The organism is Amycolatopsis magusensis (assembly GCF_017875555.1).
In the GTDB taxonomy this organism is placed as follows: domain Bacteria; phylum Actinomycetota; class Actinomycetes; order Mycobacteriales; family Pseudonocardiaceae; genus Amycolatopsis; species Amycolatopsis magusensis.
Genome location: NZ_JAGGMS010000001.1, coordinates 550,150 through 576,004, shown reverse-complemented (window position 1 = coordinate 576,004; position 25,855 = coordinate 550,150). Strand labels below are relative to the sequence as shown.

The following is a 25,855-nucleotide window of genomic DNA, read 5'->3' as shown; positions in this document are numbered from 1 at the left end:
TGTCTAACATGACGGAATGTCTCACAAGTGGGTGACAGCCAGCGACGGCGTGCGGCTTTCGGTGCGGGAGGCCGGGCCCGCGGACGCGCCGGTGGTGCTGGCGGTGCACGGGTATCCGGACAACAGCTCGCTGTGGGACGAGATCGCCACCGAGTTGCGGGCGCTCTACCGCGTGGTGGTTTACGACGTCCGCGGTGCCGGTGAGTCGGACAAACCGCGCGCCCGCCAGGCGTACCGGCTCGACCAGCTCGCCGCCGACCTCGCGGCGGTCGCCGACTCGGTCAGCCCGGACGCGCCGGTGCACCTGCTCGCCCACGACTGGGGCTCGATCCAGGCCTGGCACGCGGTCACCGGCGACTGGGCACCCGGCCGGATCGCCTCGTTCACCTCGATCTCCGGCCCGAGCCTGGACCACGCCGGCGCCTGGTTCCGCGCCCAGCTGACCCGGCCGACGCCGAAGCGCCTGCGCAACGCGCTCAACCAGTTCCTGCACTCGCAGTACATCACCGGTTTCCAAGTGCCGCTGGTGCCGGAACTGCTCTGGCGCACCGGCCTGATGCGACGGCTGATCGCCCGGATGGAGCCCGCCGAGAAGGCGCCCGAGGTCTCCGACGGCATCCACGGCCTCAAGCTGTACCGCGCGAACATCCTCTCCCGGCTCAGCCGTCCGGTCCCGCGGGCCGCGAGCATGCCGGTCCAGGTGCTCGCCCCGACCGGCGACGGGTTCGTCAGCAGCCCGATGCAGACGGAGATCGAGCGCTGGGTGCCGGACCTGCGCGTCCGGCGGATCATTGGCTCGCACTGGGTGGTGCGGTCGAAGCCGGGCCTGATCGCCCGCGCGGCCACGGAACTGATCGAGTACGTCGAAGGCGCGCCAGAGCCGCGTGCGCTCGCGCGGGCGAGGGTGACCGCCAAGGCACGCGGCCGGTTCGCCCACCAGCTCGTGGTGGTGACCGGTGCGGGCAACGGGATCGGCCGCGCCACCGCCCAGGCTTTCGCGAGCGAAGGCGCCGAAGTGGTGGTCACCGACGTCAACGCCAAGGCCGTCGCGGAGACCGCGCGACTGGTGCGCGGGCATGAGTACACAGTGGACTCTTCGGACGGGGAAGCGGTGCACGCCTTCGCGAAGGCGGTGCGCGCCGAACACGGTGTGCCGGACATCGTGGTGAACAACGCGGGTATCGGCGTGTCCGGCCCGTTCCTCGACACCGGCGTGGACGACTGGGAACGCGTGCTCGACGTGAACCTGTGGGGGGTGATCCACGGCTGCCGCGCCTTCGCCGAGCAGATGAAGCAGCACGGCGAAGGCGGGCACATCGTGAACCTCGCCTCGATGGCGGCCTACCTGCCGTCCAAGATCCTGCCCGCGTATTCGACGTCCAAGGCCGCGGTGCTGATGCTCAGCGAATGCCTGCGCGCGGAGCTGGCGTCGGAGCACATCGCGGTGACCGCGATCTGCCCCGGCATCGTCCACACCGGCATCACCGACCGCACCCGCTTCGTCGGCGTGGACGAGGTGGAACAGCGGCGGCGGCAGCGCAGGAGCACCAGCCTGTACGCGAAGCGGAGCTTCGGCCCGGAGAAGGTGGCGCGCGATATCCTGCGCGCCGTGGAGAAGAACACGGCGGTCGCACCGTCCACACCGGAGGCGAAAGCGGCGCTGGTGCTGTCCCGGCTGACACCGGGCGTGCTGCGGGCGGCCGCCAGACTGGACCTCACGCCGAGGTGAACCGCAAACCCCGGCGCATGTCGCGCGAAGCCCGGCGCGAGGACCTGATCGCCGCGGCGCTGGACCTGTTCAGCACCAATCCCCCCGAGCAGGTCTCGGTGGACGACATCGCGGCGCGCGCGGAGGTGTCCCGGCCGCTGTTCTACCGCTACTTCTCCAGCGTCCGGGAACTCCAGGTGGCCGCGCTGCGCACGGTCACCGACGGGCTGGTCGACCGGCTCGCGGTCAGCGCGGAAGGGCCGCCGCTGGACCGCCTGCGGGCGGTGGTGCGCGGGCTGATCACGGTGGCCGGTGAGTACCGCGCGGGCTACATCGCCTTGCTGCGCAGCGGATCCGTGATCGCCACCTCGGAAACCGAGGCGCTGGTGGACCAGGTGCGCAACCGCGCGGTCCAGCTCATCCTCGCCGAGGCGCGGGTGACCGAGCCGTCACCGATGCTGCTGGTCACCCTGCGCTGCTGGACGGCGGTGGTCGAAGGCACGCTGCTGAGCTGGTTGCAGGAAGGCGGCCTGCCGCGCGACGAGCTGGACACCTGGCTGGTGGACCAGCTCGTCGCGATGCTGGCGGTGACCGCCGCACACGACCCGGCGGCGGTTGTGTCTTTGGCCTCGCCTACCGCTTGATCGAGTCCCAGCCTTCGACCTCTTCCGGCTGACGCGGGCCCGGGCCGACGTACTTGGCCGACGGGCGCACCAGGCGGCCGGTCCGCTTCTGCTCCAGGATGTGCGCGGCCCAGCCCGCCGTCCGGGCGGAGCTGAACATCGCGGGCATCATGTGCAGCGGGACCTGCGCGAAGTCGAGGATGACCGCGGCCCAGAACTCCACGTTCGTCTCGATCGCGCGGTCCGGGCGGCGTTCGCGCAGCTCGGCCAGCGCGGCCTGCTCCAGCGCGGCGGCCACTTCGTACCGCTCGGCACCCAGCTCGCGGCAGGTCCGGCGGAGCACGCGCGCCCGCGGGTCCTCGGCGCGGTAGACCCGGTGCCCGAAGCCCATCAGGCGGTCCTTGCGGTCGAGGATGCCCTTGACCACGGCACGCGCGTCACCGGTGCGCTCGGCCTCGGCGATCATCGGCAGCACGCGCGCGGGCGCGCCACCGTGCAGCGGCCCGGACATCGCGCCGATCGCGCCCGACAGCGCCGCCGCCACGTCCGCGCCGGTCGACGCGATCACGCGGGCGGTGAAGGTGGAGGCGTTCAGGCCGTGCTCGGCGGCGGAAACCCAGTAGGCGTCCACGGCCTTGACGTGCGCGGGGTCCGGCTCGCCGCGCCAGCGGACCATGAACCGCTCGGTGATGGTGCCCGCCTCGTCGACCCTGGCCTGCGGGACCGCGGGCTGGCCGACCCCGCGCGCGGACTGCGCGACGTAGGACAGGGCCATCACCGAGGCACGGGCCAGCTGGTCACGGGCGTCTTCGTCGCTGATGTCGAGCAGCGGCTGGTAACCCCAGATCGGCGCCAGCATGGCCAGCGCGGCCTGCACGTCGACGCGGACGTCACCGGTGTGCACCGGGATCGGGAAGGCCTCGGCCGGCGGCAGGCCCTGGCCGAACCGGCCGTCGACCAGCAGGCCCCAGACGTCGCCGAAGGTGACCTTGCCCGCCAGGTCCTCGATGTCGACGCCGCGGTAGCGCAGCGCGCCGCCGTCGCGGTCCGGTTCGGCGATTTCGGTGCGGAAGGCGATCACGCCCTCCAGTCCCGGGCGGAAGCCGTCGTCCGCCTCCGCGGGCGGTGCTGGTGATACGGGCGCTGTCGTCACTTGAACGGAACCTTTCGATGCGCGTTCCCCGAATGATCTGGCGTGCGTGGCGCGGCAGGGGACGGCGCTTGCGCCCCTTCGCGCGATGGACAAACCATCCTCCTGTCACCGGCGCGGATCAATCGAAAGAAGTCGTGGTTTCGGTCACGATTACGAGAACGATTCAGACGATCGGGTGTCCTTGACGTAAATCCTGTGTTTCGGGAACCGGTCCGGCGGGCCTACCGGTGGTAGACCTCTAGCCATGCACCTCTCCCCGCAGGAACGGGACAAGCTGCTGGTCCACGTGGCCGCGGACGTGGCACGACGCCGGCTCGAGCGCGGGGTGAAGCTGAACTACCCCGAGGCGGTGGCGTTGATCACCGACCACGTGCTCGAAGGCGCGCGGGACGGCCGCACGGTCAGCGAGCTGGTGGCCAGCGGGCGAACGGTCCTCAGCCGGGACCAGGTGCAGTCCGGCATCCCGGAAATGGTGGATTCGGTGCAGGTCGAGGCCACCTTCCCGGACGGCACCAAGCTCGTCACCGTGCACGATCCGATCGTCTAGGGAGCGCGGCGCATGCGGCCAGGAGAGATCATCACCGGCGACGAGCCGATCGAGCTGAACCCCGGGCGCGACCGGGTCACCCTGCGCGTGCGCAACACCGGCGACCGGCCGGTCCAGGTCGGTTCGCACTACCACTTCGCCGCGGTCAACCCGGCGCTCGAGTTCGATCGCGCGCGGGCGGCTGGCCGGCGGCTGGACATCCCGGCGGGCACCTCGGTCCGGTTCGAACCGGGCATCGAGCGCGAAGTGGTGCTGGTGCCGATCGCCGGTCGCGGGGTCGTCCCCGGACTGAGGAAGGACTGACCGTGCCGCAGATCGATCGCGAGCGCTACGCCGAACTGTTCGGGCCGACCGTCGGCGACCGGATCCGGCTGGCCGACACCGACCTGCTGATCGAGGTCACCGAGGACCGCAGCCGGGGCCCGGCCTCGGGCGACGAGGTGCTCTTCGGCGGCGGCAAGGTGATCCGCGAGTCGATGGGCCAGGGCATGGCCACGCGGGCCGAAGGCGCGCCCGACCTGATCATCACCGGGGTGGTCGTGCTGGACCACTGGGGTGTGGTCAAGGCGGACGTCGGCGTGCGTGACGGCCGGATCGTCGGCATCGGCAAGGCCGGGAACCCGGACACGATGGACGGGGTCGATCCGGCGCTGGTGATCGGCCCGGCCACGGAAGTGCTGGCGGGCAACGGGAAGATCCTGACCGCTGGGGGCATCGACTGCCACGTGCACTTCATCTGCCCGCAACTGGTCGAGACCGCGCTCGCTTCCGGGCTGACCACGCTGGTCGGCGGCGGCACCGGTCCGGCGGAGGGAAGCAAGGCCACCACGGTCACGCCCGGCGCCTGGAACCTCGGGCGCATGCTGCGGGCGATGGACCAGCTGCCGATCAACATCCTGTTGCTGGGCAAGGGGAACACCGTGCGCGCCGAGGCGCTGCGCGAGCAGCTCGTCGCCGGGGCGGGCGGGTTCAAGCTGCACGAGGACTGGGGCACCACCCCCGCCGCGATCGACGCCTGCCTCACCGTGGCCGACGAATCCGGGGTGCAGGTGGCGATCCACACCGACACGCTGAACGAGGCCGGGTTCCTGGAGTCCACTGTGGACGCCATCGGCGGCCGGTCGATCAACGCCTACCACACCGAGGGCGCCGGTGGCGGGCACGCACCGGACATCATCCAGGTCGCCGGGCTGCCGAACATCCTGCCGTCGTCGACGAACCCCACCCGGCCGCACACCGCGAACACCCTCGACGAGCACCTCGACATGCTGGTGGTCTGCCACCACCTCAACCCGTCGGTGCCCGAGGACCTGGCCTTCGCCGAGAGCCGCATCCGGCCGACCACCATCGCCGCCGAGGACGTGCTGCACGACCTGGGCGCGATCTCGATGATGAGCTCGGATTCGCAGGCGATGGGCCGGATCGGCGAGGTGATCATCCGGACCTGGCAGACCGCGCACGTGATGAAGCGCCGCCGGGGCGCGCTGCCGGGGGACGGCGCGGCGGACAACCTGCGGGCTCGTCGTTATGTCGCCAAGTACACGATCAACCCGGCCATCGCGCACGGCATGGACGGCGAGATCGGCTCGGTGGAGGTCGGCAAGCTGGCCGATCTGGTGCTGTGGGAACCGAAGTTCTTCGGCGTGCGCCCGCACGTGGTGCTCAAGGGCGGGTTCGCGGCGTGGGCGGCGATGGGGGACGCCAACGCCTCCATCCCGACCCCGCAGCCGGTGCTGGCGCGGCCGATGTTCGGCGCGTCGGGGGTGGTCGCGGCCGAAACCAGCCTGACCTTCGTGGCACCGGAAGCGATCGACGCCGGGGTCGCCGACGAACTGCGGCTGGCCAGCCGGGTGGTGGCGGTGGCGAACACGCGTTCACGCGGCAAGGCGGACATGGTGCTCAACGACGCGCTGCCGGACATCCGGGTGGAGCCGGACAGCTTCGCGGTGCACGTGGACGGTGAGCTGATCGAGCCGCAACCGGTGGACGAACTGCCCATGGCACAACGGTATTTCCTGTTCTGATGAGAAGCACCGACATCGCCGCGCTGATCATGGCCGACTCCCGGTTCCCCGGGGGTGGGCACGTGCACTCCGGTGGGCTGGAGGAAACCGTGGTGCGCAAGCTCGTCCGCGCCGAGCGGGACCTGCCTTCGTTCCTCAGTGGACGGTTGCGCACGGCGGGGCTGCTCGCGGCTTCGTTCGCCGCGGCGGCCTGCCGCCAGTCGGACTGGGCGCTGCTCGACGCCGAACTCGACGCACGCACACCCTCTGCCGCGCAACGGGAATCGTCGCGTGCGCAGGGCCGCGGGACCGTGCGCGCGGGCAAGGTCGCGTGGCCGTCACCGGTGCTGGACGAACTGCTTCGGGTAACGCCGCGGCCGCACCACCCCATCGCCGTCGGCGCGCTCACCGGGATCGCCGGGGGAGCGCCGATCGACGCGGCGCTGGCGGTGGCCTACCTCGCGGTCAGCGGCCCGGCGAGCGCGGCGGTGCGCCTGCTCGGACTGGACCCGTTCGTGGTGAACGCCGTGGTGGCCCGGCTTTCCGGCGAACTGCACGCGGTCGCCGAAGACGCGGCCGCCGTCGCGGGGGAACACCCCGCCGATCTCCCGGCGCCGGGTGCGCCGGCGCTGGACCTGCTCGCCGAAGCGCATTGGCGCGGACACAAGGAAGAGGTGCGTCTCTTTGCCAGCTGACGGACACGGACACGGACACGGCCACGGGCACGTGCACCCGGTCAACTTCGATCCCACCGCCACCGAGCCGGACCAGTTCCCGGCCGTGTCGATGGACGGGCGGCCGTACCGGATCGGCATCGGCGGCCCGGTCGGCAGCGGTAAGACCGCGCTGGTCGCGGCGTTGTGCCGCGCGCTCGGCGACGAGCTGGACCTGGCCGTGGTGACCAACGACATCTACACCACCGAGGACGCCGACTTCCTGCGCAAGGCCGGGGTGCTCGACCCCGAGCGGATCGAGGCCGTGCAGACCGGGGCGTGCCCGCACACCGCGATCCGCGACGACATCACCGCGAACCTCGACGCGGCCGAACGGCTGGAGGAACGCTTCCCCGGCCTCGACCTGATCATCATCGAAAGCGGCGGGGACAACCTGACCGCGGTGTTCAGCCGTGGCCTGGCGGACAGCCAGGTCTTCGTGGTCGACGTGGCGGGCGGTGACAAGGTGCCGCGCAAGGGCGGTCCCGGGGTCACCACGGCGGACCTGCTGGTGATCAACAAGATCGACATCGCCCACCTGGTCGGCGCGGACATGGCGGTGATGACCTCGGACGCGCACCGGATGCGCGGCGAGCTGCCGGTGATCACGCAGTCCCTGGTGGACACCCCGGACGCGCCGGCGGTGGCGGACTGGGTGCGCTCGCTGGTGCCGGTCCGGGCGGGGTGAAGGCCACCGCGCGACTGGTCGCCGAGCTCGGCCCCGACGGCCGCACGGTGTTGCGTGAGCTGCGCTCGATGGCGCCGCTCACGCTCTTCCCGCGTCGGCGGTTCACCCGGGATGCCCTGGTGCACCTGGTCAACTCGGCGACCTCACCGCTGGGCGGTGACGAACTGCGGCTGGTCGTGCGGGTCGGCACGGGAGCGCGGCTGACGCTCTCCGGGGTGGCCGCGACGCTCGCGCTGCCCGGTCCGCGCGGGGAGGCGAGTTCGTCCATTGTGGACATCTCGGTCGAGGACGGCGGTTGGTTCTCGTATCTGCCCGAGCCGACCGTCGTCACCGCCCGCGCACGGCACGTCGCCGAGCTGCACGTTTCGCTGACCGGTGATGCCGCGTTCCGGGCCCGCGAGGTGCTGGTGCTCGGTCGCGAAGGCGAGTCGCCCGGGCGCCTGACCACCACGCAGCACGTGGTGCGGGACGGCCGCGCGGTGCTGCGGCAGACCCTGGACATCGGCGACCCGGCCCTGGGCGCGAGCCTCGCCTACCTGGCCGGACGCCGGGTGCTCGCCTCGGAAATCCTGTTGCTGGACGAAAAGCCGGTGGAACCGACCGGCGGTGAGTGGTGGTCGGTCAGCCCGCTGGCCGGGGGCGGCGCCTTGGTGACGGCCCTCGCCGACAGCACCGTGGAGGCCGAGCGGATGCTCACGAGCGGGTGATCGCGGCGAGCATGACGCCCTTCAGTTCGGCGGCGATGGCCTCCACCGGCAAGGGCGGTTCGTGGGCCTGCCACTCGCGGAGCAGGCCGGTGGCCGCGCCGACCAGCGCGATCGACGTCAGCCGGTAGTCGCGGACGGGCGCGAGGCCGTGCCGTGCCGCGCGCTCGGCCTCGGCGGCGATGAACTCGGCCCAGCGCGTGACCCAGTCCTGGTGCTGGCGCTCCAGTTCGGGGCTCACGCCGACCGCCTCGACGTAGTTGAGCCGCGGCAGGCGCGGGTCGGCGGTCACCGTGGCGACGAAGACGTCCAGCGCGGCGGAGATCCGGGTGACCGCGTCCAGCTCGCCCAGCTCGTCGAGCTTGGCGCCGACGCGTTCGTAGGCGGCTTCGTTGATGCGGGCGTGCAGGGTCAGGAGCACCTGTTCCTTGCTGCTGAATTCCTCGTAGAAGTTCCGAGTGGACACGCCGGCGTCGGTGCAGACGCGGGCGATCTTGGTCTGGGCGTAGCCGTCCGAGGTGAAGCGTTCGAGCGCGGCGGCGAGCAGCTTCTCGCGGCGTTCGGCGCGGCGCTGCTCGGGAGCGATACCGCCGTAGGTGCGAACCACCCGACCTCCAACCGGTGAATTTCGGTAACCAGGATTGCCAAATCATAGCCAACGGCCTACATTGCGAAAATCCTGATTACCACTACTCCCTCGGGAGCAATGATGCGCCGAGTCCTGGCCGCCCTGTCCGTCGTACTGGTGGCGTTGACCGCCGGTGCCCTTCCCGCGCAGGCGGCCAGTCCGCCGGTGCCCTCGGAGGACCCCTTCTACACCCCGCCCGACCAGCTCACCGGCGCGCCGGGCGACGTGCTGCGGCAGCGCTCGGTCGAGGTCAAGGTCGGCCCGTTCCCGGCGCCGGTGAAGGCCTGGCAACTGCTGTACCGCTCGACCTCGGCGACCGGTGAGGCGAACGCGGTGTCCGGCACGCTCCTGGTGCCGCCGGTCCCGTGGACGAACGGGCCGCGTCCGCTGGTCACCTACGCCGTCGGCACGCACGGCATCGGGGACGCGTGCGCGCCCTCGTACAAGCTGCGCGCCGGCACGGAGAACGAGGTCGCGCTGATCGGGCAGGCGCTGAGCAAGGGCTGGGCGGTCGTGCTGACCGACTACGAAGGCCTCGGCACGCCGGGCACGCACACCTACGCCACCGGCCAGTCCGAAGGTCGCGCGATGCTGGACGCCGCACGGGCCGCGTTCAAGGTGCGCGAGGCGGGGCTGTCCGCCGACGGGCCGGTCGGCGTGTTCGGCTACTCGCAGGGCGGGCAGGCGGCGGCTTTCGCCGGTGAACTTCAGCCGTCGTACGCGCCGGAGCTGGACCTGACGGGCGTCGCGGCGGGTGGCGTGCCCGCCGACATGACCGCCGTGGCGAAGTTCAACGACGGCGGCCCGGCGTTCGGCCTGGTCCTCGGTGCCGCGACGGGCCTGTCGACGGCGTACCCGGAGGTGCCGTTCTCGTCGATCCTGAACGACCGCGGACGGAAGCTCGTCGACCGGATCCAGGACGCCTGCACCCTCGAACTCGGCGCCGCCGCCCCGTTCGCCCGGCTGCGCGACTTCGTCACGGTGCCGGACCCGCTGAGCGACCCGCGCTGGCAGGCTCGCCTGACGGAAAACCGCGCGGGCGACCGTACGCCGACAGCGCCGGTTTTCCTGTACCACGGCACTTTGGACGAACTGATCCCGTTCAACGTGGGCAAGGCGCTGCTGTCGCGGTACTGCGAGAAGGGCGTGACGGCGCAGTGGCAGACGCTGCCGTTGCTGGAACACATCGGCGGCGTGGCGGCTGGCGGTCCGCTCGCTATCGAATGGCTGGGGGAACGGTTCGCCGGGAAGGCTTCCGCTTCGTCCTGTTGAGGCTCCCTCCCGGTTTTTCATTGTGACTACGGCGAAGGCCTCGATGTCAAGGCGGGAAAGATGCCTTGACATCGAGGCCTTCGCCGTGTTTTGGGCTTTGGACCGGGATGGGAAGGGGAAGTGTGGCTGCTCCTCCAGTTCCCCTGCCCGGTTCCCGTTGGCACCGTGGCTCTCCGGGTTCGGGGCGAGTTCTACGCTCAGGCACCCGAGTTTCACGCTCGTGCAGCTGAACCTCGCACTCCCGTAGCCGAGTTTCACACTCGGCGTGCCCGGCGCCGGGCTACCGGGGACACGAATGTGGCTTTGGGGGCCGAATCCGCCCCCAAAGCCACATTTGTGTCCATCGGGCCGCCCTGATGTCACGAATGTGGCTTTCGGGACGTTGGATGTCTCGAGAGCCACATTCATGACATTGCGGGGGGCGTATTCACGGCATGGGTGGGCGGGCGACGGGCATGGGTAGGTCGACGGGGGAGGCGCCGGGGTGTTGGCACTGGTCGTGGCAGGTGGCGTCCAGGGTGCAGCACAGGGAACAGATGGCCCCCTGTTGCCGTGAGCAGTCGGCGACGTCCGGCAGTTCATAGGCATCGCCGCACACCGTGCACTCGTGCGTGGCCCGTAGGTCTCCCGTAGCCACCGTGTTCGGGCGCGCCAAGTAGTACCGGCCCCCGGTCAGGCGGGCCAGCAGCGGGACGCAGACGACGGCGATCACCAGCGCCAGCAGCGGGCTGAACGCCGCCAGGTAGACCCCGAAGGCCCCGAAGTACGCGGTGATCGAGACCGCCGAGGCGAACACCATCGAGCCGAAGCCGACCGGGTTGATCTTGTGCAGGTAGGCCCGCTTGAACTCGACATACCGGGGCGACCACCCCAGCGGCTTGACGATCAGCAGGTCGGCGCACACCGCGCCGATCCACGCGATGGCCACGTTCGAGTAGAAACCGAGGATCTTGTTCAGCAGCGCGAACGCGCCGAACTCCATCAGCGCCAGCGCGATCCCGCAGTTCACCAGCACGTACCAGACGCGACCCGGGTGGCGGTGGAGCACGCGTGAGAAGAAGTTCGCGAACGACAGCGAGCCCGAGTAGGCGTTCGTCGTGTTGATCTTGATCTGCGAGACGACCACGAACAGCGCGGCGAAGGTCAGGGCCACCGGGCCCAGCGCCGGCTTGACCGCTTCGAGGTAGGGCGCGATCGGCTCCAGCGCGTGTGCCTCGCCGACCGCTCCCAATGCGAGGAACGCCAGTAGCGCGCCGCCGATCTGCTTCGCGGCGCCGAGGATCACCCAGCCGGGGCCCGCGGCGAGGACCGCGGCCCACCAGGAGCGCTTGTTCGCCGCCGTCTTCTCCGGCATGAACCGCAGGTAGTCGGCCTGTTCGCCGATCTGCCCGATCAGCGACAGCGCCACCCCCATGCCGAAGCCGAACCCGATCGCGGAGAACCCCGACCCGGCGCCCGAGGTTCCGCCGAACGAGGCGAACTCCGCCAGCCGGTCCGGCTCCCGCACGGCGACCACCACGAACGGCAGGATCAGCCCGGCGATCCACAGCGGCTGCGTCCAGGTCTGCATCTTCGCCAGCGCGCCCATCCCGTACAGCGCGAACGGCAGCACGATCAGCGTGGACAGCAGGTAGCCGATCGGCAGCGGCACGCCCAGCGCCAGGTCGAACGCCTGGGCCATGATCGAGCCTTCGAGCGCGAAGAAGATCACCGTGAAGCTGGCGTAGACGAGCGAGGTCAGCGTCGAGCCGAAGTAGCCGAACCCGGCGCCGCGGGTGAGCAGGTCCATGTCCACGCCGTACTTGGCGCAGGCCGCGGCGATCGGCGTGCCGGTGACGAAGATGACCAGCGCGGCGGCGAGGATCGCCAGCACCCCGGAGGTGAAGCCGTAGCTGAACACGATGCTGGCGCCGATGGCGAAGTCGGCCAGGTAGGCGATGCCGCCGAGGGCCGTGGTCGCGACCACGAGCGGGCGCCAGCGGCGGAAGGAGTGGGCGGCGAAGCGGAGGGAGTAGTCCTCGCGGTTCTCGTTGGCCGCGAGCTTGGCGTAGCGCCGGCGGGGTTCGGTTTTCGGGGTTGGAACGGTCTCCGTCATGGGTACCTCCAGTCCGGTAAACAGACCGAAGGTAGGGACGTGGTTTTGCGCCCGTGTGGCGTCAGGTAAGCGGTGAGTTACGAGTGGGCGACAACGAGGTGGCAGGAGTCACCGTTCTGTGGGTTTCGCCACCACGTCCCCACCGCCTACCGTCGGGTGCACATTGACGGCCCCACAGGGCACGGAGGTTGCGGAACATGCCGGAGCTCGACAACGCGAACGGTGCGGCCGACGTAGCCATCCGGCTGCCCGGCATGCGGGTGGCCTACGAAGGCGAGTCGCTGGACGAGGGGAACCTCGCAGGCACCTGGACCGAACAACTGCAGTCCTGGCTCGACCAGGCGATCTCGGCGGATGTCCCCGAGGCCAACGCGATGGTGCTGGCCACCGCCGACGGTGAGGGCCGCCCGTCCTCGCGCACGGTGCTCTGCAAGGGCCTCGACCAGCGCGGGGTCGTCTTCTACACGAACTACACCTCGAACAAGAGCCACGACCTGACCGTCACCCGGTACGCCTCGGCGACCTTCCCCTGGTACCCGCTGCACCGCCAGGTGCACGTCCGCGGCGAGGTGGAGAAGGTGGACATCACCGAGACCGCCGAGTACTGGGCCTCCCGCCCGCGCGGGTCGCAGCTGGGTGCCTGGGCCTCCCCGCAGTCGCGGGTGGTCGACGGCCGCCGCGCGCTGGACAACGCGCTGCACGCCATCGAGCGCCGGTTCGCCGACGTGGAGCAGGTGCCGTTCCCGCCGCACTGGGGTGGGTGGCGCATCCGCCCGGACGTGGTCGAGTTCTGGCAGGGCCAGCGCGACCGCCTGCACGACCGGCTGCGTTACGTCCGCACCGACGACGGCTGGAAGATCGAGCGGGTCGCCCCGTAGCGACCGTGCCCGTAGCGGAAATCACGCGACCGCAAGAGCTTAGCGGCGCTAAGCTCTTGCGGTGAGCGCCGGCGCGGAGACCAGGAAACCGAAGGGCGCGCGCAAGGTACTCGGTTCGATCGTGATGGACACGCGTCCGTTGCGGATCCCGGCCTTCCGCCGTCTCTGGCTGACCACCGTGGTCACCGCCATCGGCAGCCAGCTGACCGCGGTCGCGGTGCCCAAGCAGGTGTTCGACCTGACCGGTTCGTCCGGCTGGGTCGGCCTGACCGGGGCCGTGGCGCTGGTCCCGCTGCTGGTTTTCGGCCTGTGGGGCGGGGCGATCGCGGACACCGTCGACCGCCGCAAGCTGCTGATGGTGACCAACACCGGCATCGCGGTGACCGCCGCGCTGCTCTGGGCGCAGGCCTTCTTCGCGGTGAACTCGGTCTGGGTGGTGCTCGCCCTGCTCGGGGTGAACCAGGCCTTCTTCGCGATCAACATGCCCACCCGCAGCGCCGTGGTCTCCCGGCTGGTGCCCGAGGAACTGCTGCCGTCGGCGATCGCGCTGCAGAGCACGATGAGCCAGTTCGGCGCGGTGTTCGGCCCGCTGGCCGCCGGCGCGCTGCTCCCGGTGGTCGGTCTGTCCACTTTGTACCTGGTCGACACGGTGGCGCTGGCGCTCACGCTGTGGGCGGTCTGGAAGCTGCCCGCCATGCTGCCGCTGTCCGGGCTGGTCCGCCGGGCGGGGCTGCGCGACGTGCTCGACGGCTTCCGCTACATGGCCACCCAGAAGGTGCTGCTCGCCTCGTTCGTGGTCGACGTGATCGCGATGGTGTTCGGCATGCCGCGCGCATTGTTCCCGGAGATGGCCGAGCGGACCTTCGGCGACCCGGCGGGCGGCGGCCTCGCGCTCGGCTGGCTCTACACCGCGATCCCGCTCGGCGCGATGCTGATCGGGCTGATGTCCGGCTGGCTGACCCGGATCAGCAGGCACGGCGTGGCCGTGGTGATCGCGATCATCGCCTGGGGCCTGGCGGTGTTCGCCTTCGGCCTGACCGACTCGCTGTGGCTGGCGGTCGTGTTCCTGGCACTGGCCGGTGCGGCCGACATGGTCAGCGCGATCTACCGGATGGCCATCCTCCAGGCCGCCTCCACCGACGAGATGCGCGGCCGGATGCAGGGCGCGCTGACCGTGGTCGTCGCGGGCGGGCCGCGCATCGCCGACCTGTCGCACGGCTGGGCCGCGGCCGGGGTCGGCACGGCCGCCGCGACCAGCGGCGGCGGAATACTGGTGATCCTCCTACTCCTGGTCGCGGTGCTGCTCCTGCCCGCTTTCTGGCGGTATCGGGCCCCCGTCGCCAAGACGTGACGAAGAACTGATCAATTCGGACTGTCGGTCACGGAAGTGATGCGGCACACTCTTGCCGCATGGCGGACACGACGACAACCGAGCCCGAGCAGACCGGTCCGGCCGGTCAGCCGAGCCTCAAGCGGGTGATGGGCTCCAAGCTGCTGCTGTTCTTCGTGGTCGGGGACATCATCGGAACCGGCGTCTACGCGCTCACCGGGCAGGTGGCCGGCCGGGTCGGCGGGGCGCTGTGGCTGCCGTTCCTGATCGCGTTCGTGGTCGCGTTCATGACCGCGTTCAGCTACCTGGAACTGGTGGGCAAGTACCCGCAGGCGGCCGGTGCGGCGCTGTACACGCACAAGGCCTTCAAGATCCGCTTCCTCACCTTCATGGTCGCCTTCGCGGTGATGTGCTCCGGCATCACCTCCGCCTCCTCGGCGGCGAAGGCGTTCGGTGACACCTACCTCGCCGAGTTCATCACCGCGCCGATGCCGCTGGTGGCCATCCTGTTCGTGATCGGCCTGGCGGCGATCAACTTCCGGGGCGTCGCCGAATCGGTGAAGACCAACGTGGTGCTGACCTGCATCGAGATCGCCGGGCTGCTGATCATCATCGGGGTCGGCGTGTGGGCGGTGCTCAACGGCAACGGCGACGCCTCGCGGCTGACCCAGTTCGACACCGAGAACCAGACCATGCTGGTGGCCATCACCTCGGCCACTTCGCTGGCGTTCTTCGCCATGGTCGGCTTCGAGGACTCGGTGAACATGGCCGAGGAGTGCAAGGACCCGATCCGGATCTTCCCGAAGGCGATGCTGTGGGGCATGGTCATCGCCGCCACCATCTACATCCTGGTCTCGGTCACCTCGTCGCTGCTGGTCCCGGCGGACGACCTGGAGGCCGCCAAGAGCAGCGCGCTGCTGAAGGTGCTCGACGTCGGCGCGCCGGGCTTCCCGCGCGAGGTCTTCTCCGCGATCGGCCTGTTCGCCGTGATCAACTCGGCGCTGATCAACATGCTGATGGCCAGCCGCCTGCTCTACGGCATGGCGAACCAGCGGATCATCCCGAAGGCGCTGGGCACGGTGCACCCGTTCCGCCGCAGCCCGTGGGTGGCCATCGTGTTCACCAGCCTGATCGCCATCGGCCTCGTGTCCTTTGTGGACATCGGTGTGCTGGGTGGGACGACGGCGTTGCTGCTCCTGGTGGTCTTCGCCATCGTCAACGTGGCGGTGCTGGTGCTGCGCAAGGAAAAGGCGGCGCACAAGCACTTCAGGGCACCGACGGTCATCCCCATCCTGGCGGCGATCTTCTGCGTGTACCTGGTGACCCCGCTGTCCGGACGACCGGCGAGGGACTACACCGTGGCCGCCATCCTCCTGGCGGTCGGCCTGGTGCTGTGGGGGATCAACTGGCTGGTCATGCGGGCTACGCATTCGGAAGCGGATCGGGAGCCGATCGAGCCGCCGGTGGGTTGAGTTCGGGCTCCACCCCGATTTTCTAGTGTGACTACGGCGAAGGCCTCGATGTCAAGGCGGGAAAGATGCCTTGACATCGAGGCCTTCGCCGTGTTTTTGGCTTTGGGTCGGGGTGGGAGGGGGGAGTGGGTGGCTGCTCTCGTGTGTGTGCCCCGGGTGGCGTTGCGCTGGGGGCCCTGGGGCTGCTGGGGGACACAAATGTGGCTTTCGGGGCGGAATCGGCCCCCAAAGCCACATTCGTGACATCGGGCCGTTCGTCAGGGGCGTTGGGCGTGGCGTAGTTCCAGGGGGTCGTGGGCGGAGAAGACGGTCACCTCGTCCTGGTGGCCGATCGCCAGCTCCCGCAGTCTGCCCAGGTTCTCCAGCCGGGCGGTCCGGTCGGTCTGGGTGAGGTTCTGGAACGTGGTGAGCACCGGCGGGCAGTGCGGCTGCCCCGGGTTGAGCTGGCCGTGGAAGAAGTACGCGTCGCCGGCGTGCAGGAGCCAGCCGTCGCCGGTGTCCACGGCGACGCCCGCGTGGCCCATGGTGTGCCCGGCCAGCGGCACCAGCAGGATCTCCGGCGGCAGCCCGGCGAGGTCGCGGACCGCGTCGAAGCCGAACCACCGTTCGCCGGGGTCGGCGTAGGTGCGCCACTTCGGGCCGTGCTTGAACTGCGCCTGCTGGTACCGCATGCGCTCGGCGGTGTTGGCGGGCGCGGTCATCGCCCGGTGCTCGCGTTCGTAGACGTGCACGGTGGCGTGCGGGAAGTCGGCCAGGCCGCCCGCGTGGTCGAAGTCGAGGTGGGTGAGCACGATGTCGCGCACGTCGCCGAGGGCGTACCCCAGTTCGGTGACCTGGTGCGCGGCCGAGTCCTCCCGTCGTGGCCGTGCGCCGAGCAGCCAGCGGGACGGGCCCATCCAGGGCCCCGGCTGCTCGAGCGCCTGGAGGCCGAGGCCGGTGTCGACCAGCACCAGTCCGTCGCCGGTCTCGATCAGCAGGCAGTGGCAGACCAGCCGGGCCCGGTGGACCGCACCGCCCTGGCCGTCGACCAGCCTGCCGCCCGCGGGGCGGAATGTGCCGCAGTTCAAGTGATGCACCTTCACCAGGAACAAGCTCGCGCACCCGGGCCGGAAAGTCCAGCACATTGCCGCCTAGATCATGGTCAATGGATTAGACCAAATCTAGAGCACAATACTCGAGAGTAGGCATTGACAAAGTCGGGATTCTGGTTCGGGCACGAGGCAGCCTGGGCATCTCGGCCGGAAGTCTCAGCGCCTCTGGGAGTGTCTTGCGTCCGCCGTGGCGACTTCTTGACCTGGCCAAATCCCTCGCTAGGTAGGTCGTGGGGGCCGATTCGTCGTTACGCGTTCTTCAATGTGATGCCAATCACTATGTAGTTTTATTGACTTGCTTCATCTCAGTACGATCGTACGGATTTTCAGGCCGACCGGCTGATCAGGGCCGATCTGTGGATCCATTGTCCACTTCGGACAATTGCGCTACGGAATCGCTAAAGGGTGATTGTGGTCACATAGGGATCGCACCTGTGTCTACAGGGTTCTGCAACGTAAGGTCTTCATCAACCGGTCGGGTACGGCCGGTTGCCTGCTTGGCGGCGACCGCTGCTCCCTTGCTGCGCTTCTCTCTTCCACTTCTGCTCGGGCCCCACCCGGGTGGTCCCGAGGGTGGACCCGAGAGGAGGTGAGCAAGGTGCCCAAAAGGCGATGGGTCAGACGGTCGCGCAAGAAGCGGGCGTCCGGCAGGAAAGGTCAGACCTTCGAAGTGAAGGCCCGACTCTTCCTGCTGGCTGTGAAGACTGTCCAAGCAGCTCTTGAGCTGTGGGACACGGTGAGCGGGTTGTTCGGCTAGCTCACCACTGTCGGTCGGGCGGGTACCAGCCGCTCGGCCGACTTTTCGCCTTCTCTGGCAAGTCGTTTCCCTCTTCGTGATCGTTACTATTTCGAAGACGGTGCGACTCGCTCTTTCTATGAAAACAAAATCGGCTTCCGGACAGGGCAACCTGTGATGCGTCTAACACTCCAATGGCCTAATGTGACATTAGGCCAATCGGGTAGCGGCTCGTCAAGGTCGTTACGCTGAAAGAGTGAAGATCGATGTTGTCTGTTATCAACACGTTACTTGACGTGTCTCTTGTCGCAGGTGAGCGCACTACGTTGCGCGTACGGATGGCACGTCAGTGAATTACGCGTGGGAATTGCACGCAGACAGTTCATGTTCTTGAATGGTGTTCCGTCCTCCGGGATTGCGCTTGTCAAGCTAGATCAGCGCCGTCCACGCACGCGCTCCTCCGCGCAGGGGCGTACAGCCGCACACCGGTAGATTGGTGCCCCATGGCCAATCCCACAGGAGCACAGTTCGAGATCACCCGCGGCGGGGCCCGGGCGGTCGTCACCGAGATCGGCGCCGGCCTGCGGGCCTTCGAGATCGGCGGGGTGCCGTTCGTGGAAACCTTCGGTGAGGACGAGAAACCGCCGAAGGGCGCCGGGCAGGTGCTGCTCCCGTGGCCGAACCGCACCAAGGCCGCGCAGTGGGTGTACCAGGGGGAAAAGCAGGAGTTCGAGGTCACCGAGGACAAGCGCGGCAACGCCATCCACGGCCTGACCCGCCGCGAGGAGTGGGAGCTGCTGGAGCACGCCGAGTCGTCGATCACCATGGCCGTCGACGTGCCGGTGCAGCCGGGCTGGCCGGTGCCGCTGCGCGCGACGATCACCTACGAGATCGCGCCGCGCGAGCTGACCGTGACCCACGAGATCCGCAACGAGGGCGAGTCCGCGATCGGCGTCGGCCTCGGCACGCACCCGTACTTCCGCATCGGCGACACCCCGACCGACGACCTCACCCTCACCCTGCCCGCCACCCGCGTGCGGCCCTATGACGCCGACGCGCAGATGCCGTACAAGGAGGAGCAGGACGTCGAAGGCACCGAGTACGACTTCCGCGAGGGCGTGATCCTCGGCGGCGTCGACCTCGACACGGCGTTCGGCGGCCTCACCGCCGAGGACGACGGCAACCACCACTTCCGCCTCTCGCACGAGGACAAGCTGGTCGACGTCTGGGCGGGCCCCGACTTCAAGTGGGTGCAGGTGTTCACGCCCGCCGAACTGGTCGGCCGCGGCCGCGGTGTCGCGATCGAGCCGATGACCTGCCCGGCGGACGCGCTGAACACCGGCACCGACCTGATCGAGCTGGCCGAGGGCGAGTCGTGGACCGGGAGCTGGGGAATCCGGGTGTCCTGAGGCGGTTCGCCGTCCCGTTGGCTAGCGTGTCGACCATGGTGAGCGCGATTGTTGGTGGCTACGTGGTTCCCGTCGACGGCGAGCCGATCGACGGGGGCACGGTCCTGATCGACGGCGGGCGGATCACCGCCGTCGGTGCCGAGGCCGAGGTCGACATCCCCGAGGACGCCGAGCTGATCGACGCGTCCGGGAGCTGGGTCCTGCCCGGGTTCTTCGACGCGCACGCGCACCTCGGCGTGCACGAGGAGGGCGAGGGCTGGTCGGGCAACGACGTCAACGAGATGACCGACCCGAACGGCGCCCGGTTCCGCGCGATCGACGGCATCGACCCCACCGAGCCCGGCTTCGACGACGCGCTGGCCGGCGGGGTGACCAGCGCGGTGATCAAGCCGGGGTCGGGCAACCCGATCGGCGGGCAGACCGTCGGCGTGAAGACCTGGGGCCGGACCGCGCTCGACATGGTCTTCGCCGAACACGTCAGTGTGAAGAGCGCGCTGGGGGAGAACCCGAAGCGCGTGTACGGCGACAAGGGGCAGACGCCGTCGACCAGGCTCGGCGTGGCCGCGGTGCTGCGCGAGGCGTTCACGAAGGCGCGTGACTACGCCGCCCAGCGTGAGCACGCCCGCGGTGAGGGCAAGCCGTTCGACACGGACCTGACCAAGGAGGTGCTGGCGAAGGTCCTCGACGGGGAGCTGTACTGGGACCAGCACGTGCACCGGGCGGACGACATGGTCACCGCGATCCGGCTGGCCGACGAGTTCGGCTACAAACTGGTGATCAACCACGGCACCGAGGGACATCTGATCGCCGACCTGCTCGCGGAGCGGCAGATCCCGGTGATCCTGGGGCCGCTGTTCACCACGCGCAGCAAGGTCGAACTGCGGAACCGGACCCTGCGCTCGGCGGGCATCATGGCGCGGGCCGGGGTGAAACTGGCGATCACCACCGACCACCCGGTGATCCCGATCAACTTCCTCGTCTACCAGGCGGCCCTGGCGGTCAAGGATGGGCTCGACCCGGAGACCGCGCTGCGCTCGCTGACGGTGAACCCGGCGGAGATGCTCGGCTTGGATGACCGGATCGGCGCACTGAAGCCGGGCCTGGACGCCGACGTGGTCATCTGGTCGGGTGACCCGCTGGACGTGATGAACCGGGCCATGCGCGTGTTCGTCCGGGGCCGCGAGGTCTACCACTTCGACGAGACCCGCGGCGAAGGCGTCGTCGCCCCACGCCGCTACCGGGAAAGCTGACCGAGGTCGATCTCCAGCGGAAAGGGTTCCGGCAGGGTGGTCCTGCCGGACACCTCCGGCGCGTTCTGGTACCCGAACCCGGGCGCGAGGTGGCAGGCTGTCAGGGACATCGGCGCGCTCAGGTCGACGATCCAGTAGTGCGGAATACCCGCGTCGGCGTACTCACCGTGCTTGATCACCGTGTCCGTGCGCCGCGAACTCGGTGACACGATCTCGATGACCAGCAGCACGTCCTTCGCGCAGATGAGCTGCCCGCTTTCCTCCGCGCGCCGAACCCCGGCGAGCTCGGCGACGATCAGCTCGGGCCGCCGGGAGAACCCCGGCTCCTCCGGCCCCGCCAGCTCCAGATCGATGTCGATGTCCTGGACCACGACCAGGTGGTCAGGCAGTTGCCCGGCCAGCTGCTTCGCCAAATGGAATGAGGCGATGTTGTGGGCTGGACGAGGGCTGGGGGGCCTCAACAGGCGGCCTTCCTGAAGCTCCGTGTAGCCATGCTCGGTCTCACCGAGCGCGGCGTACTCCGCGACCGTCAGCAGATGGTCCACCTCGAGCGGCTGCGGCACGGGCTCCGGCAGGGCTGTCACGGCATCTCCTCACGTCTGGTCGCAACCTATCAGTGGCCTAGGCCAGTTGTCGCGGGCGTCCCTTGCCAGTCAGGTTAGTCCGCTCGGCATCCGGCGAGGGCGTGCTCGCCGCCTCTTCGACCGGAGGGACACGAATGTGGCTTTGGGGGCGGATTCGGCCCCCAAAGCCACGTTTGTGTCCATCGCGGGGCTCGGTTCAGCGACGGGTGAAGGGGCTCCCTCGTCTCTCGTCCGCCGCCTAGGTTGCAGTGCGAAGCGGTACCGGACTGGGGATGGAGTGAAACATGGTGTCACGCAGGTTGGGCGCGCTGGCCGGGGCGCTGGTGGCGGCGGGAACGCTGGCGGGGGCGGCGCTGCCCGCGCAGGCGGTCGAGAGCAACGCGCTGCCGACGGTGCAGTTCTGGGTGCACGCGAACTTCGACGGCTCCGGTGGCGGGTGGGGCACCGGCGCCGGCTTCGGGCAGTGCGTGCAGCTCGACGAGTTCTACAAGAACAAGTTCTCGTCGCTGAAGACGTCGAACACGGTCATCCTGTTCGACGGGGACGGGTGCAGCCTCGGCTCGGCCACCTTCACCCAGGAGGCCGGTGGCTTCGGCTGGATGAACGACCGGGCCAACTCGTTCAAGATCATCTGACCCCGCCGGGAGCTGCGGCGGCTGCTCAGGCCTTCCGCAGCTCCCGCGCGATCACCACGCGCTGGATCTGGTTCGTGCCCTCGAAGATCTGCGGCACCTTGGCCTCCCGCATGTACCGCTCCACCGGGAAGTCCCGCGTGTACCCGGCCCCGCCGAGTACCTGGACGGCGTCCGTGGTCACCTTCATCGCGGCATCCGTGGCGACCAGCTTCGCGATCGACGCCTGCCGCTGGAACGGCAGTCCGCGGTCCCGGCGGCGGGCCGCGTCCAGGTACATGGCGCGCGAGGATTCCACCGCCGCGGCCATGTCGGCCAGCATGAACTCCACGCCCTGGAACTCGATGATCGACCGCCCGAACTGCGTACGGCCCTTCGCGTAGGCCACCGCTTCGTCCAGCGCCGCCTGTGCCAGGCCGACCGCGCACGCGGCGATCCCCAGCCGTCCCGAGCTGAGGGAGGCGAGCGCGATCTTCAGCCCGTGCCCCTCCTGGCCGACCAGCCGATCGGCCGACACGCGGGCGTTCTCGAACCGCATCTGCGCGGTGGTCGAGCCGGTCAGGCCCATCTTCCGCTCGGGAGTGGACGCCGAGAGGCCCGGCGTCGCGCCGTCGACCAGCAGGCAGGAGATGCCGCCGCTGCCCGGTTCGTCCGAAGTGCGCACCATCGTGGTGTAGAAGTCCGCCTCACCACCGTGCGTGATCCACGCCTTGGTGCCGTTGACCACGTACTCCGAGCCGTCGAGCCGCGCGCGGGTGGACAGGGCCGCCGCGTCCGAGCCCGCCTGCAGTTCCGACAGCGCGTACGCGCCGAGCAGGCCGCCTTCGAGCATGTCCGGCAGCCACTGGTCGCGCTGCGCGTCGGTGCCGTGGTGCGCCAGCGCGAAGCAGGACATGGTGTGCACCGACAACCCGACGCCCACCGACATCCACGCGCCCGCGATCTCCTCCAGCACCTGCAGGTAGACCTCGTACGGCACCTCGCCGCCGCCCCAGCGCTCCGAGTACGGCAACCCCAGCAGGCCCGACTTGCCGAGCAGGGAGAACTGCTCCCGCGGGAACCGGGCGGCGTCCTCGTACTCACCGGCCAGCGGCGCCAGCTCGTCGCGCGCGATCTCGCGGGCCAGGCCGAGCAGGTCCTCAGCCTCGGTGGTCGGAAGCAGACGCTCGGCCGGCATTACTGTCCTCCACGATGAGAAAAGCTCAGAGTACTGAAAACAGTACTGCGGGACAGCTCAGAGTACTGTATCGACATGGCTGATGTCGATGCCCGCGCACGGGCACCCCGCAGGCAGCCGACCGCGCGGCAGCGCGCCCTGCTCGCCGACCTGGAGGAACTCTTCCTCGCCGAGGGCTTCGCCGAGTTCACCCTCGACGACCTCGCCACGCGGATGCACTGCTCCAAGTCGACGCTGTACGCGCTGGCGCCGAGCAAGGAACAGCTCGCGGTGAAGGTCGTCGGCCGGTTCTTCCGCGGCGCGGCCGAGCGGATCGAGGCGAGCATCGCCGACCTCGACGACGCGCGGCAGCTGATCGGCACCTACCTCGACGGCGCCGCCGAGCACCTCAAGCGCGCCTCCCCGGAGTTCATGCGCGACATCGCCGAGTTCGCCCCCGCGCGCGCGGCGTACGAGCTGAACAGCCGGGCCGCCGCCGAGCGCATCCGCGGCTTCATCAACAAGGGCGTGCGCGACGGCGTCTTCCGCACGGTCCAGGCCACGCTGATCGCGGAAATGGCCGGGTTGATCATCGAGGGCATCCAGACCGGGGTGATCGCCTCGCGGGTGGAGGTCTCCGACGCCGAGGCGTTCACCGCGCTCGCTGAACTGCTTCTGGGTGGGCTGGCGGCGGGGTAGCATCCTCCGCGTGATCGTTGTCGGTGGTGAAGCACTGGTCGACCTGGTGCCCGGAGAGTCCAATCTGGACGGTGGCCTCCGGCCGCTGCTGCCCCGCCTCGGCGGTGGCCCGTACAACGTGGCGCTCGCCGCGGGCCGCCTCGGCGTGCCGGCGGCCTTCCTCTCGCGGGTGTCCACCGACCGGTTCGGCGAGGCGCTGATCGCCCGCCTGCGGGCCTCCCAAGTGGACACCACGCTGGTGCAGCGCGGCGACGAGCCGACCACGCTGGCCGTGGTGGCGCTCGACGAGACCGGCTCGGCGCACTACACCTTCTACACCGAGGGCACCGCGGACCGGTTGTTCACCGATCCCGGCCCGCTGCCCGAGTCGGCCAGGGTGCTCTCGCTCGGCACCCTCGGCATGGTGCTCGAACCCGGTGCTTCCGCGTACGAATCCTTGCTGCGCCGGGAATCCGAGCGCGGTCTGCTCACCGCGCTGGACCCGAACATCCGCTCCGCCCTGATCGCCGACCCGGCCGCCTACCGCGCCCGGTTCGCCTCCTGGCTGCCGCACGTCCGGCTGCTGAAACTTTCGGTGGAGGACGCCGAGTGGCTCGCGGACGGCGCCGACGCGGTGACCGCCGCCCGCTCCTGGCTCGACGCGGGTGCCGGTGCGGTGGTGCTCACCCACGGCGCCGACGGCCTCTCGGCGCACACCCGGGAGGGCGAACCGGCCCGCGTCCCGTCGGCTCCGGCGCGATTGGTCGATACCATTGGCGCCGGTGACACCGTGCAGGGCGCGCTGCTGGCCTGGTTCGCCAAGCGGGACGTGCTCGACCCGGCCGCGCTGGACGCGGCCGGCTGGACCGAGGCCCTCACCTACGCCGCCCGCGCGGCGGCCGTCACCGTCTCGCGCAGCGGCGCCGAGCCGCCCACCGAGGCCGACCTGGACGCGCCCGGATAGCGGTAACACTCACCAGGCGTGTGAATCTCGTCGCAAACCGTTCGTCACGGATAACACAGTGGCTGCGCGAGGGGCCCTCTCTCGACTAGCGTAGGGGGGAATTCATACCCCAGCGGGGCGGTGTGCAGCGAGGCCAACGGCCGCCTCGCGCGTGACATGAGGCAACCTGTGCGACCTGCAGGCGCCGCCGGCCCGTGTGAACAGTGAGAGGGACTTTCATGTCGGACGCTACGTCCGCGCCGAGCGGCTCCCAGACCGTTTCGCTGCGGCTGCCGAATGGCGAGCACGAGCTGAAAGTGGTTCACGCTGTCGAGGGCGCCCCCGGTATCGAACTGGGCAAGTTGCTGGCTTCCACCGGGTACATCACGCTCGACCCCGGTTTCGTGAACACCGGCGCCGCCTCCTCGTCCATCACCTACATCGACGGTGACGCCGGAATCCTGCGCTATCGCGGTTATCCGATCGAGCAGCTCGCCCAGCACTCCAACTTCATCGAGGTCTCGTACCTGCTCATCTACGGTGAGCTGCCGACCCCCGCGCAGCTGGAGCAGTTCACCTCGAAGGTGAACCGCCACACCCTGCTGCACGAGGACCTCAAGCGCTTCTTCGACGGCTTCCCGCGGGACGCGCACCCGATGCCGGTGCTCTCCAGCGCGGTGTCCGCACTGTCCACCTTCTACCAGGACTCGCTGAACCCGTTCGACGAGCCGAACGTGGAGCTGTCCACGATCCGCCTGCTGGCGAAGGTGCCGACGCTGGCCGCCTACGCCTACAAGAAGTCGATCGGGCAGCCGTTCCTCTACCCGGACAACTCCTACGGGCTGGTGGAGAACTTTCTGCGGATGACCTTCGGGCTGCCCGCCGAGCCCTACGAGGTCGACCCCGAGGTCGCCAAGGCCCTCGACCTGCTGTTCATCCTGCACGCCGACCACGAGCAGAACTGCTCCACCTCGACCGTGCGCCTGGTGGGTTCCTCCGAGGCCAACCTGTTCGCCAGCATCTCGGCGGGCATCATGGCCCTGTTCGGCCCGCTGCACGGCGGGGCGAACAGCGCGGTGCTGGACATGCTCGAGGGCATCCAGGCCGACGGCGGCGACGTGGCGCAGTTCGTGAACCGCGTGAAGAACAAGGAAAAGGGTGTCCGCCTGATGGGCTTCGGGCACCGGGTCTACAAGAACTACGACCCGCGCGCGAAGATCATCAAGACCACCGCGGACTCGATCCTCAACAAGCTCGGCGTGAACGACGAGCTGCTCGACATCGCGAAGAAGCTGGAAGAGACCGCGCTCTCGGACGACTACTTCATCGAGCGCAAGCTCTACCCGAACGTCGACTTCTACACCGGACTGATCTACCGGGCGCTGGGCTTCCCGACGCAGTACTTCACCGTGCTGTTCGCGCTCGGCCGCCTGCCCGGCTGGATCGCGCACTGGCGCGAGATGATCAACGACCCGGCCACCAAGATCGGCCGCCCGCGGCAGATCTACACCGGCGAGAAGGAGCGGGACTACCGCCCGATCGCCGACCGCTGAGCCGTACCG

24 protein-coding genes are annotated in these 25,855 nt (G+C 69.5%); 18 read left to right on the top strand and 6 right to left on the bottom strand.

Features of this window, described 5'->3' with window-relative positions:
* Positions 1-16 precede the first annotated feature (16 nt).
* Both JOM49_RS02655 and JOM49_RS02650 read left to right on the top strand, forming a co-directional pair.
* Positions 17-1,729 (top strand): SDR family oxidoreductase, encoded by a 1,713-nt coding sequence (locus tag JOM49_RS02655; protein WP_245369217.1) that lies wholly within the window; start codon positions 17-19, stop codon positions 1,727-1,729.
* A gap of 17 nt (positions 1,730-1,746) precedes the next feature.
* The gene (locus JOM49_RS02650; RefSeq protein WP_209662742.1) at positions 1,747-2,352 is read left to right on the top strand and encodes a TetR/AcrR family transcriptional regulator; all 606 of its coding nucleotides are present in this window, start codon (positions 1,747-1,749) and stop codon (positions 2,350-2,352) included.
* On the opposite strand, the gene JOM49_RS02645 is transcribed toward JOM49_RS02650, so the two are convergent.
* A complete protein-coding gene (locus JOM49_RS02645) occupies positions 2,342-3,484 on the bottom strand; it encodes a citrate synthase 2 (RefSeq protein ID WP_209662741.1) in 1,143 nt (380 codons plus the stop codon). The two genes, JOM49_RS02650 and JOM49_RS02645, sit on opposite strands and share 11 nt — an antisense overlap.
* Before the next feature lie 244 nt (positions 3,485-3,728).
* Between JOM49_RS02645 and JOM49_RS02640 the strand changes: the two genes are divergently transcribed.
* From JOM49_RS02640 to JOM49_RS02615, 6 genes are read left to right on the top strand one after another with little or no spacing between them, the layout of a single operon-like run.
* Positions 3,729-4,031: an urease subunit gamma gene (locus JOM49_RS02640; RefSeq protein WP_209662740.1), complete on the top strand. Its 303-nt coding sequence runs from the start codon at positions 3,729-3,731 to the stop codon at positions 4,029-4,031.
* 12 nt (positions 4,032-4,043) lie between these two features.
* Positions 4,044-4,334, top strand: a complete 291-nt coding sequence (locus tag JOM49_RS02635) for an urease subunit beta (protein WP_209662739.1) — start codon at positions 4,044-4,046, stop codon at positions 4,332-4,334.
* 2 nt (positions 4,335-4,336) lie between these two features.
* A complete protein-coding gene (locus tag JOM49_RS02630) occupies positions 4,337-6,055 on the top strand; it encodes an urease subunit alpha (protein WP_209662736.1) in 1,719 nt (572 codons plus the stop codon).
* Positions 6,055-6,729, top strand: coding sequence for an urease accessory protein UreF (locus JOM49_RS02625; protein ID WP_209662735.1), 675 nt, complete (start codon positions 6,055-6,057; stop codon positions 6,727-6,729). Before JOM49_RS02630 ends, JOM49_RS02625 begins: the two co-directional genes overlap by 1 nt.
* A 31-nt stretch (positions 6,730-6,760) precedes the next feature.
* Positions 6,761-7,435: an urease accessory protein UreG gene (ureG, locus tag JOM49_RS02620; RefSeq protein ID WP_372444207.1), complete on the top strand. Its 675-nt coding sequence runs from the start codon at positions 6,761-6,763 to the stop codon at positions 7,433-7,435.
* On the top strand, positions 7,432-8,142 hold the full coding sequence (locus JOM49_RS02615) for an urease accessory protein UreD (RefSeq protein ID WP_209662733.1): 711 nt from the start codon (positions 7,432-7,434) through the stop codon (positions 8,140-8,142). Before ureG ends, JOM49_RS02615 begins: the two co-directional genes overlap by 4 nt.
* On the opposite strand, the gene JOM49_RS02610 is transcribed toward JOM49_RS02615, so the two are convergent.
* Entirely contained in the window at positions 8,129-8,746 is a 618-nt protein-coding gene (locus tag JOM49_RS02610) for a TetR/AcrR family transcriptional regulator (protein WP_209662732.1), read from the bottom strand. The two genes, JOM49_RS02615 and JOM49_RS02610, sit on opposite strands and share 14 nt — an antisense overlap.
* 99 nt (positions 8,747-8,845) lie before the next feature.
* Here JOM49_RS02610 and JOM49_RS02605 point away from each other — a divergent pair, with 99 nt between their 5' ends.
* Entirely contained in the window at positions 8,846-10,039 is a 1,194-nt protein-coding gene (locus JOM49_RS02605; protein WP_372443960.1) for a lipase family protein, read from the top strand.
* 427 nt (positions 10,040-10,466) lie between these two features.
* Here JOM49_RS02605 and JOM49_RS02600 read toward each other — a convergent pair whose 3' ends face one another.
* On the bottom strand, positions 10,467-12,134 hold the full coding sequence (locus tag JOM49_RS02600; RefSeq protein WP_209662729.1) for a purine-cytosine permease family protein: 1,668 nt from the start codon (positions 12,132-12,134) through the stop codon (positions 10,467-10,469).
* Between the two features lie 197 nt (positions 12,135-12,331).
* Between JOM49_RS02600 and pdxH the strand changes: the two genes are divergently transcribed.
* The 3 genes from pdxH to JOM49_RS02585 all read left to right on the top strand — a co-directional run bounded on the left by pdxH (position 12,332) and on the right by JOM49_RS02585 (position 15,814).
* Complete coding sequence (gene pdxH, locus JOM49_RS02595; RefSeq protein ID WP_209662727.1) at positions 12,332-13,012, top strand: pyridoxamine 5'-phosphate oxidase; 681 nt, start codon at positions 12,332-12,334, stop codon at positions 13,010-13,012.
* Between the two features lie 124 nt (positions 13,013-13,136).
* Complete coding sequence (locus tag JOM49_RS02590) at positions 13,137-14,363, top strand: MFS transporter (protein ID WP_209670701.1); 1,227 nt, start codon at positions 13,137-13,139, stop codon at positions 14,361-14,363.
* 59 nt (positions 14,364-14,422) lie between these two features.
* Positions 14,423-15,814 carry an APC family permease gene (locus JOM49_RS02585; protein ID WP_209662726.1) on the top strand — a complete coding sequence of 464 codons (1,392 nt, stop codon included), beginning with the start codon at positions 14,423-14,425 and terminating at the stop codon, positions 15,812-15,814.
* 257 nt (positions 15,815-16,071) lie between these two features.
* On the opposite strand, the gene JOM49_RS02580 is transcribed toward JOM49_RS02585, so the two are convergent.
* Positions 16,072-16,896 (bottom strand): MBL fold metallo-hydrolase, encoded by an 825-nt coding sequence (locus JOM49_RS02580; RefSeq protein WP_209662724.1) that lies wholly within the window; start codon positions 16,894-16,896, stop codon positions 16,072-16,074.
* Positions 16,897-18,144: 1,248 nt separating this feature from the next.
* On the opposite strand from JOM49_RS02580, the gene JOM49_RS02575 reads away from it, so the two are divergent.
* Complete coding sequence (locus tag JOM49_RS02575) at positions 18,145-19,050, top strand: aldose 1-epimerase family protein (RefSeq protein WP_209662722.1); 906 nt, start codon at positions 18,145-18,147, stop codon at positions 19,048-19,050.
* Between the two features lie 35 nt (positions 19,051-19,085).
* Positions 19,086-20,300 carry an amidohydrolase gene (locus JOM49_RS02570; protein WP_209662720.1) on the top strand — a complete coding sequence of 405 codons (1,215 nt, stop codon included), beginning with the start codon at positions 19,086-19,088 and terminating at the stop codon, positions 20,298-20,300.
* Here JOM49_RS02570 and JOM49_RS02565 read toward each other — a convergent pair.
* Entirely contained in the window at positions 20,285-20,884 is a 600-nt protein-coding gene (locus tag JOM49_RS02565) for a Uma2 family endonuclease (RefSeq protein WP_209662718.1), read from the bottom strand. The two genes, JOM49_RS02570 and JOM49_RS02565, sit on opposite strands and share 16 nt — an antisense overlap.
* A gap of 284 nt (positions 20,885-21,168) precedes the next feature.
* Between JOM49_RS02565 and JOM49_RS02560 the strand changes: the two genes are divergently transcribed.
* Positions 21,169-21,519 (top strand): hypothetical protein, encoded by a 351-nt coding sequence (locus JOM49_RS02560; protein WP_209662716.1) that lies wholly within the window; start codon positions 21,169-21,171, stop codon positions 21,517-21,519.
* Positions 21,520-21,544: 25 nt separating this feature from the next.
* Here the strand turns inward: JOM49_RS02560 and JOM49_RS02555 are convergent, their stop codons facing one another.
* The gene (locus tag JOM49_RS02555; protein ID WP_209662714.1) at positions 21,545-22,693 is read right to left on the bottom strand and encodes an acyl-CoA dehydrogenase family protein; all 1,149 of its coding nucleotides are present in this window, start codon (positions 22,691-22,693) and stop codon (positions 21,545-21,547) included.
* A gap of 75 nt (positions 22,694-22,768) precedes the next feature.
* Between JOM49_RS02555 and JOM49_RS02550 the strand changes: the two genes are divergently transcribed.
* The 3 genes from JOM49_RS02550 to JOM49_RS02540 all read left to right on the top strand — a co-directional run bounded on the left by JOM49_RS02550 (position 22,769) and on the right by JOM49_RS02540 (position 25,846).
* Positions 22,769-23,371 carry a TetR/AcrR family transcriptional regulator gene (locus JOM49_RS02550; protein WP_209662712.1) on the top strand — a complete coding sequence of 201 codons (603 nt, stop codon included), beginning with the start codon at positions 22,769-22,771 and terminating at the stop codon, positions 23,369-23,371.
* A 10-nt stretch (positions 23,372-23,381) separates the two neighbouring features.
* Positions 23,382-24,314 (top strand): carbohydrate kinase family protein, encoded by a 933-nt coding sequence (locus tag JOM49_RS02545; RefSeq protein ID WP_209662710.1) that lies wholly within the window; start codon positions 23,382-23,384, stop codon positions 24,312-24,314.
* Between the two features lie 218 nt (positions 24,315-24,532).
* On the top strand, positions 24,533-25,846 hold the full coding sequence (locus tag JOM49_RS02540; protein ID WP_209662709.1) for a citrate synthase: 1,314 nt from the start codon (positions 24,533-24,535) through the stop codon (positions 25,844-25,846).
* Positions 25,847-25,855 lie beyond the last annotated feature (9 nt).

Bases quoted from the DNA above. Each gene is read 5' to 3' on its own strand.
- JOM49_RS02655 (WP_245369217.1), top strand. From the start codon at position 17: ATGTCTCACAAGTGGGTGACAGCCAGCGACGGCGTGCGGCTTTCGGTG.
- JOM49_RS02650 (WP_209662742.1), top strand. From the start codon at position 1,747: ATGTCGCGCGAAGCCCGGCGCGAGGACCTGATCGCCGCGGCGCTGGAC.
- JOM49_RS02640 (WP_209662740.1), top strand. From the start codon at position 3,729: ATGCACCTCTCCCCGCAGGAACGGGACAAGCTGCTGGTCCACGTGGCC.
- JOM49_RS02635 (WP_209662739.1), top strand. From the start codon at position 4,044: ATGCGGCCAGGAGAGATCATCACCGGCGACGAGCCGATCGAGCTGAAC.
- JOM49_RS02625 (WP_209662735.1), top strand. From the start codon at position 6,055: ATGAGAAGCACCGACATCGCCGCGCTGATCATGGCCGACTCCCGGTTC.
- JOM49_RS02605 (WP_372443960.1), top strand. From the start codon at position 8,846: ATGATGCGCCGAGTCCTGGCCGCCCTGTCCGTCGTACTGGTGGCGTTG.
- JOM49_RS02600 (WP_209662729.1), bottom strand. From the start codon at position 12,134: ATGACGGAGACCGTTCCAACCCCGAAAACCGAACCCCGCCGGCGCTAC.
- pdxH (WP_209662727.1), top strand. From the start codon at position 12,332: ATGCCGGAGCTCGACAACGCGAACGGTGCGGCCGACGTAGCCATCCGG.
- JOM49_RS02590 (WP_209670701.1), top strand. From the start codon at position 13,137: ATGGACACGCGTCCGTTGCGGATCCCGGCCTTCCGCCGTCTCTGGCTG.
- JOM49_RS02585 (WP_209662726.1), top strand. From the start codon at position 14,423: ATGGCGGACACGACGACAACCGAGCCCGAGCAGACCGGTCCGGCCGGT.
- JOM49_RS02575 (WP_209662722.1), top strand. From the start codon at position 18,145: ATGGCCAATCCCACAGGAGCACAGTTCGAGATCACCCGCGGCGGGGCC.
- JOM49_RS02570 (WP_209662720.1), top strand. From the start codon at position 19,086: ATGGTGAGCGCGATTGTTGGTGGCTACGTGGTTCCCGTCGACGGCGAG.
- JOM49_RS02560 (WP_209662716.1), top strand. From the start codon at position 21,169: ATGGTGTCACGCAGGTTGGGCGCGCTGGCCGGGGCGCTGGTGGCGGCG.
- JOM49_RS02555 (WP_209662714.1), bottom strand. From the start codon at position 22,693: ATGCCGGCCGAGCGTCTGCTTCCGACCACCGAGGCTGAGGACCTGCTC.
- JOM49_RS02550 (WP_209662712.1), top strand. From the start codon at position 22,769: ATGGCTGATGTCGATGCCCGCGCACGGGCACCCCGCAGGCAGCCGACC.
- JOM49_RS02540 (WP_209662709.1), top strand. From the start codon at position 24,533: ATGTCGGACGCTACGTCCGCGCCGAGCGGCTCCCAGACCGTTTCGCTG.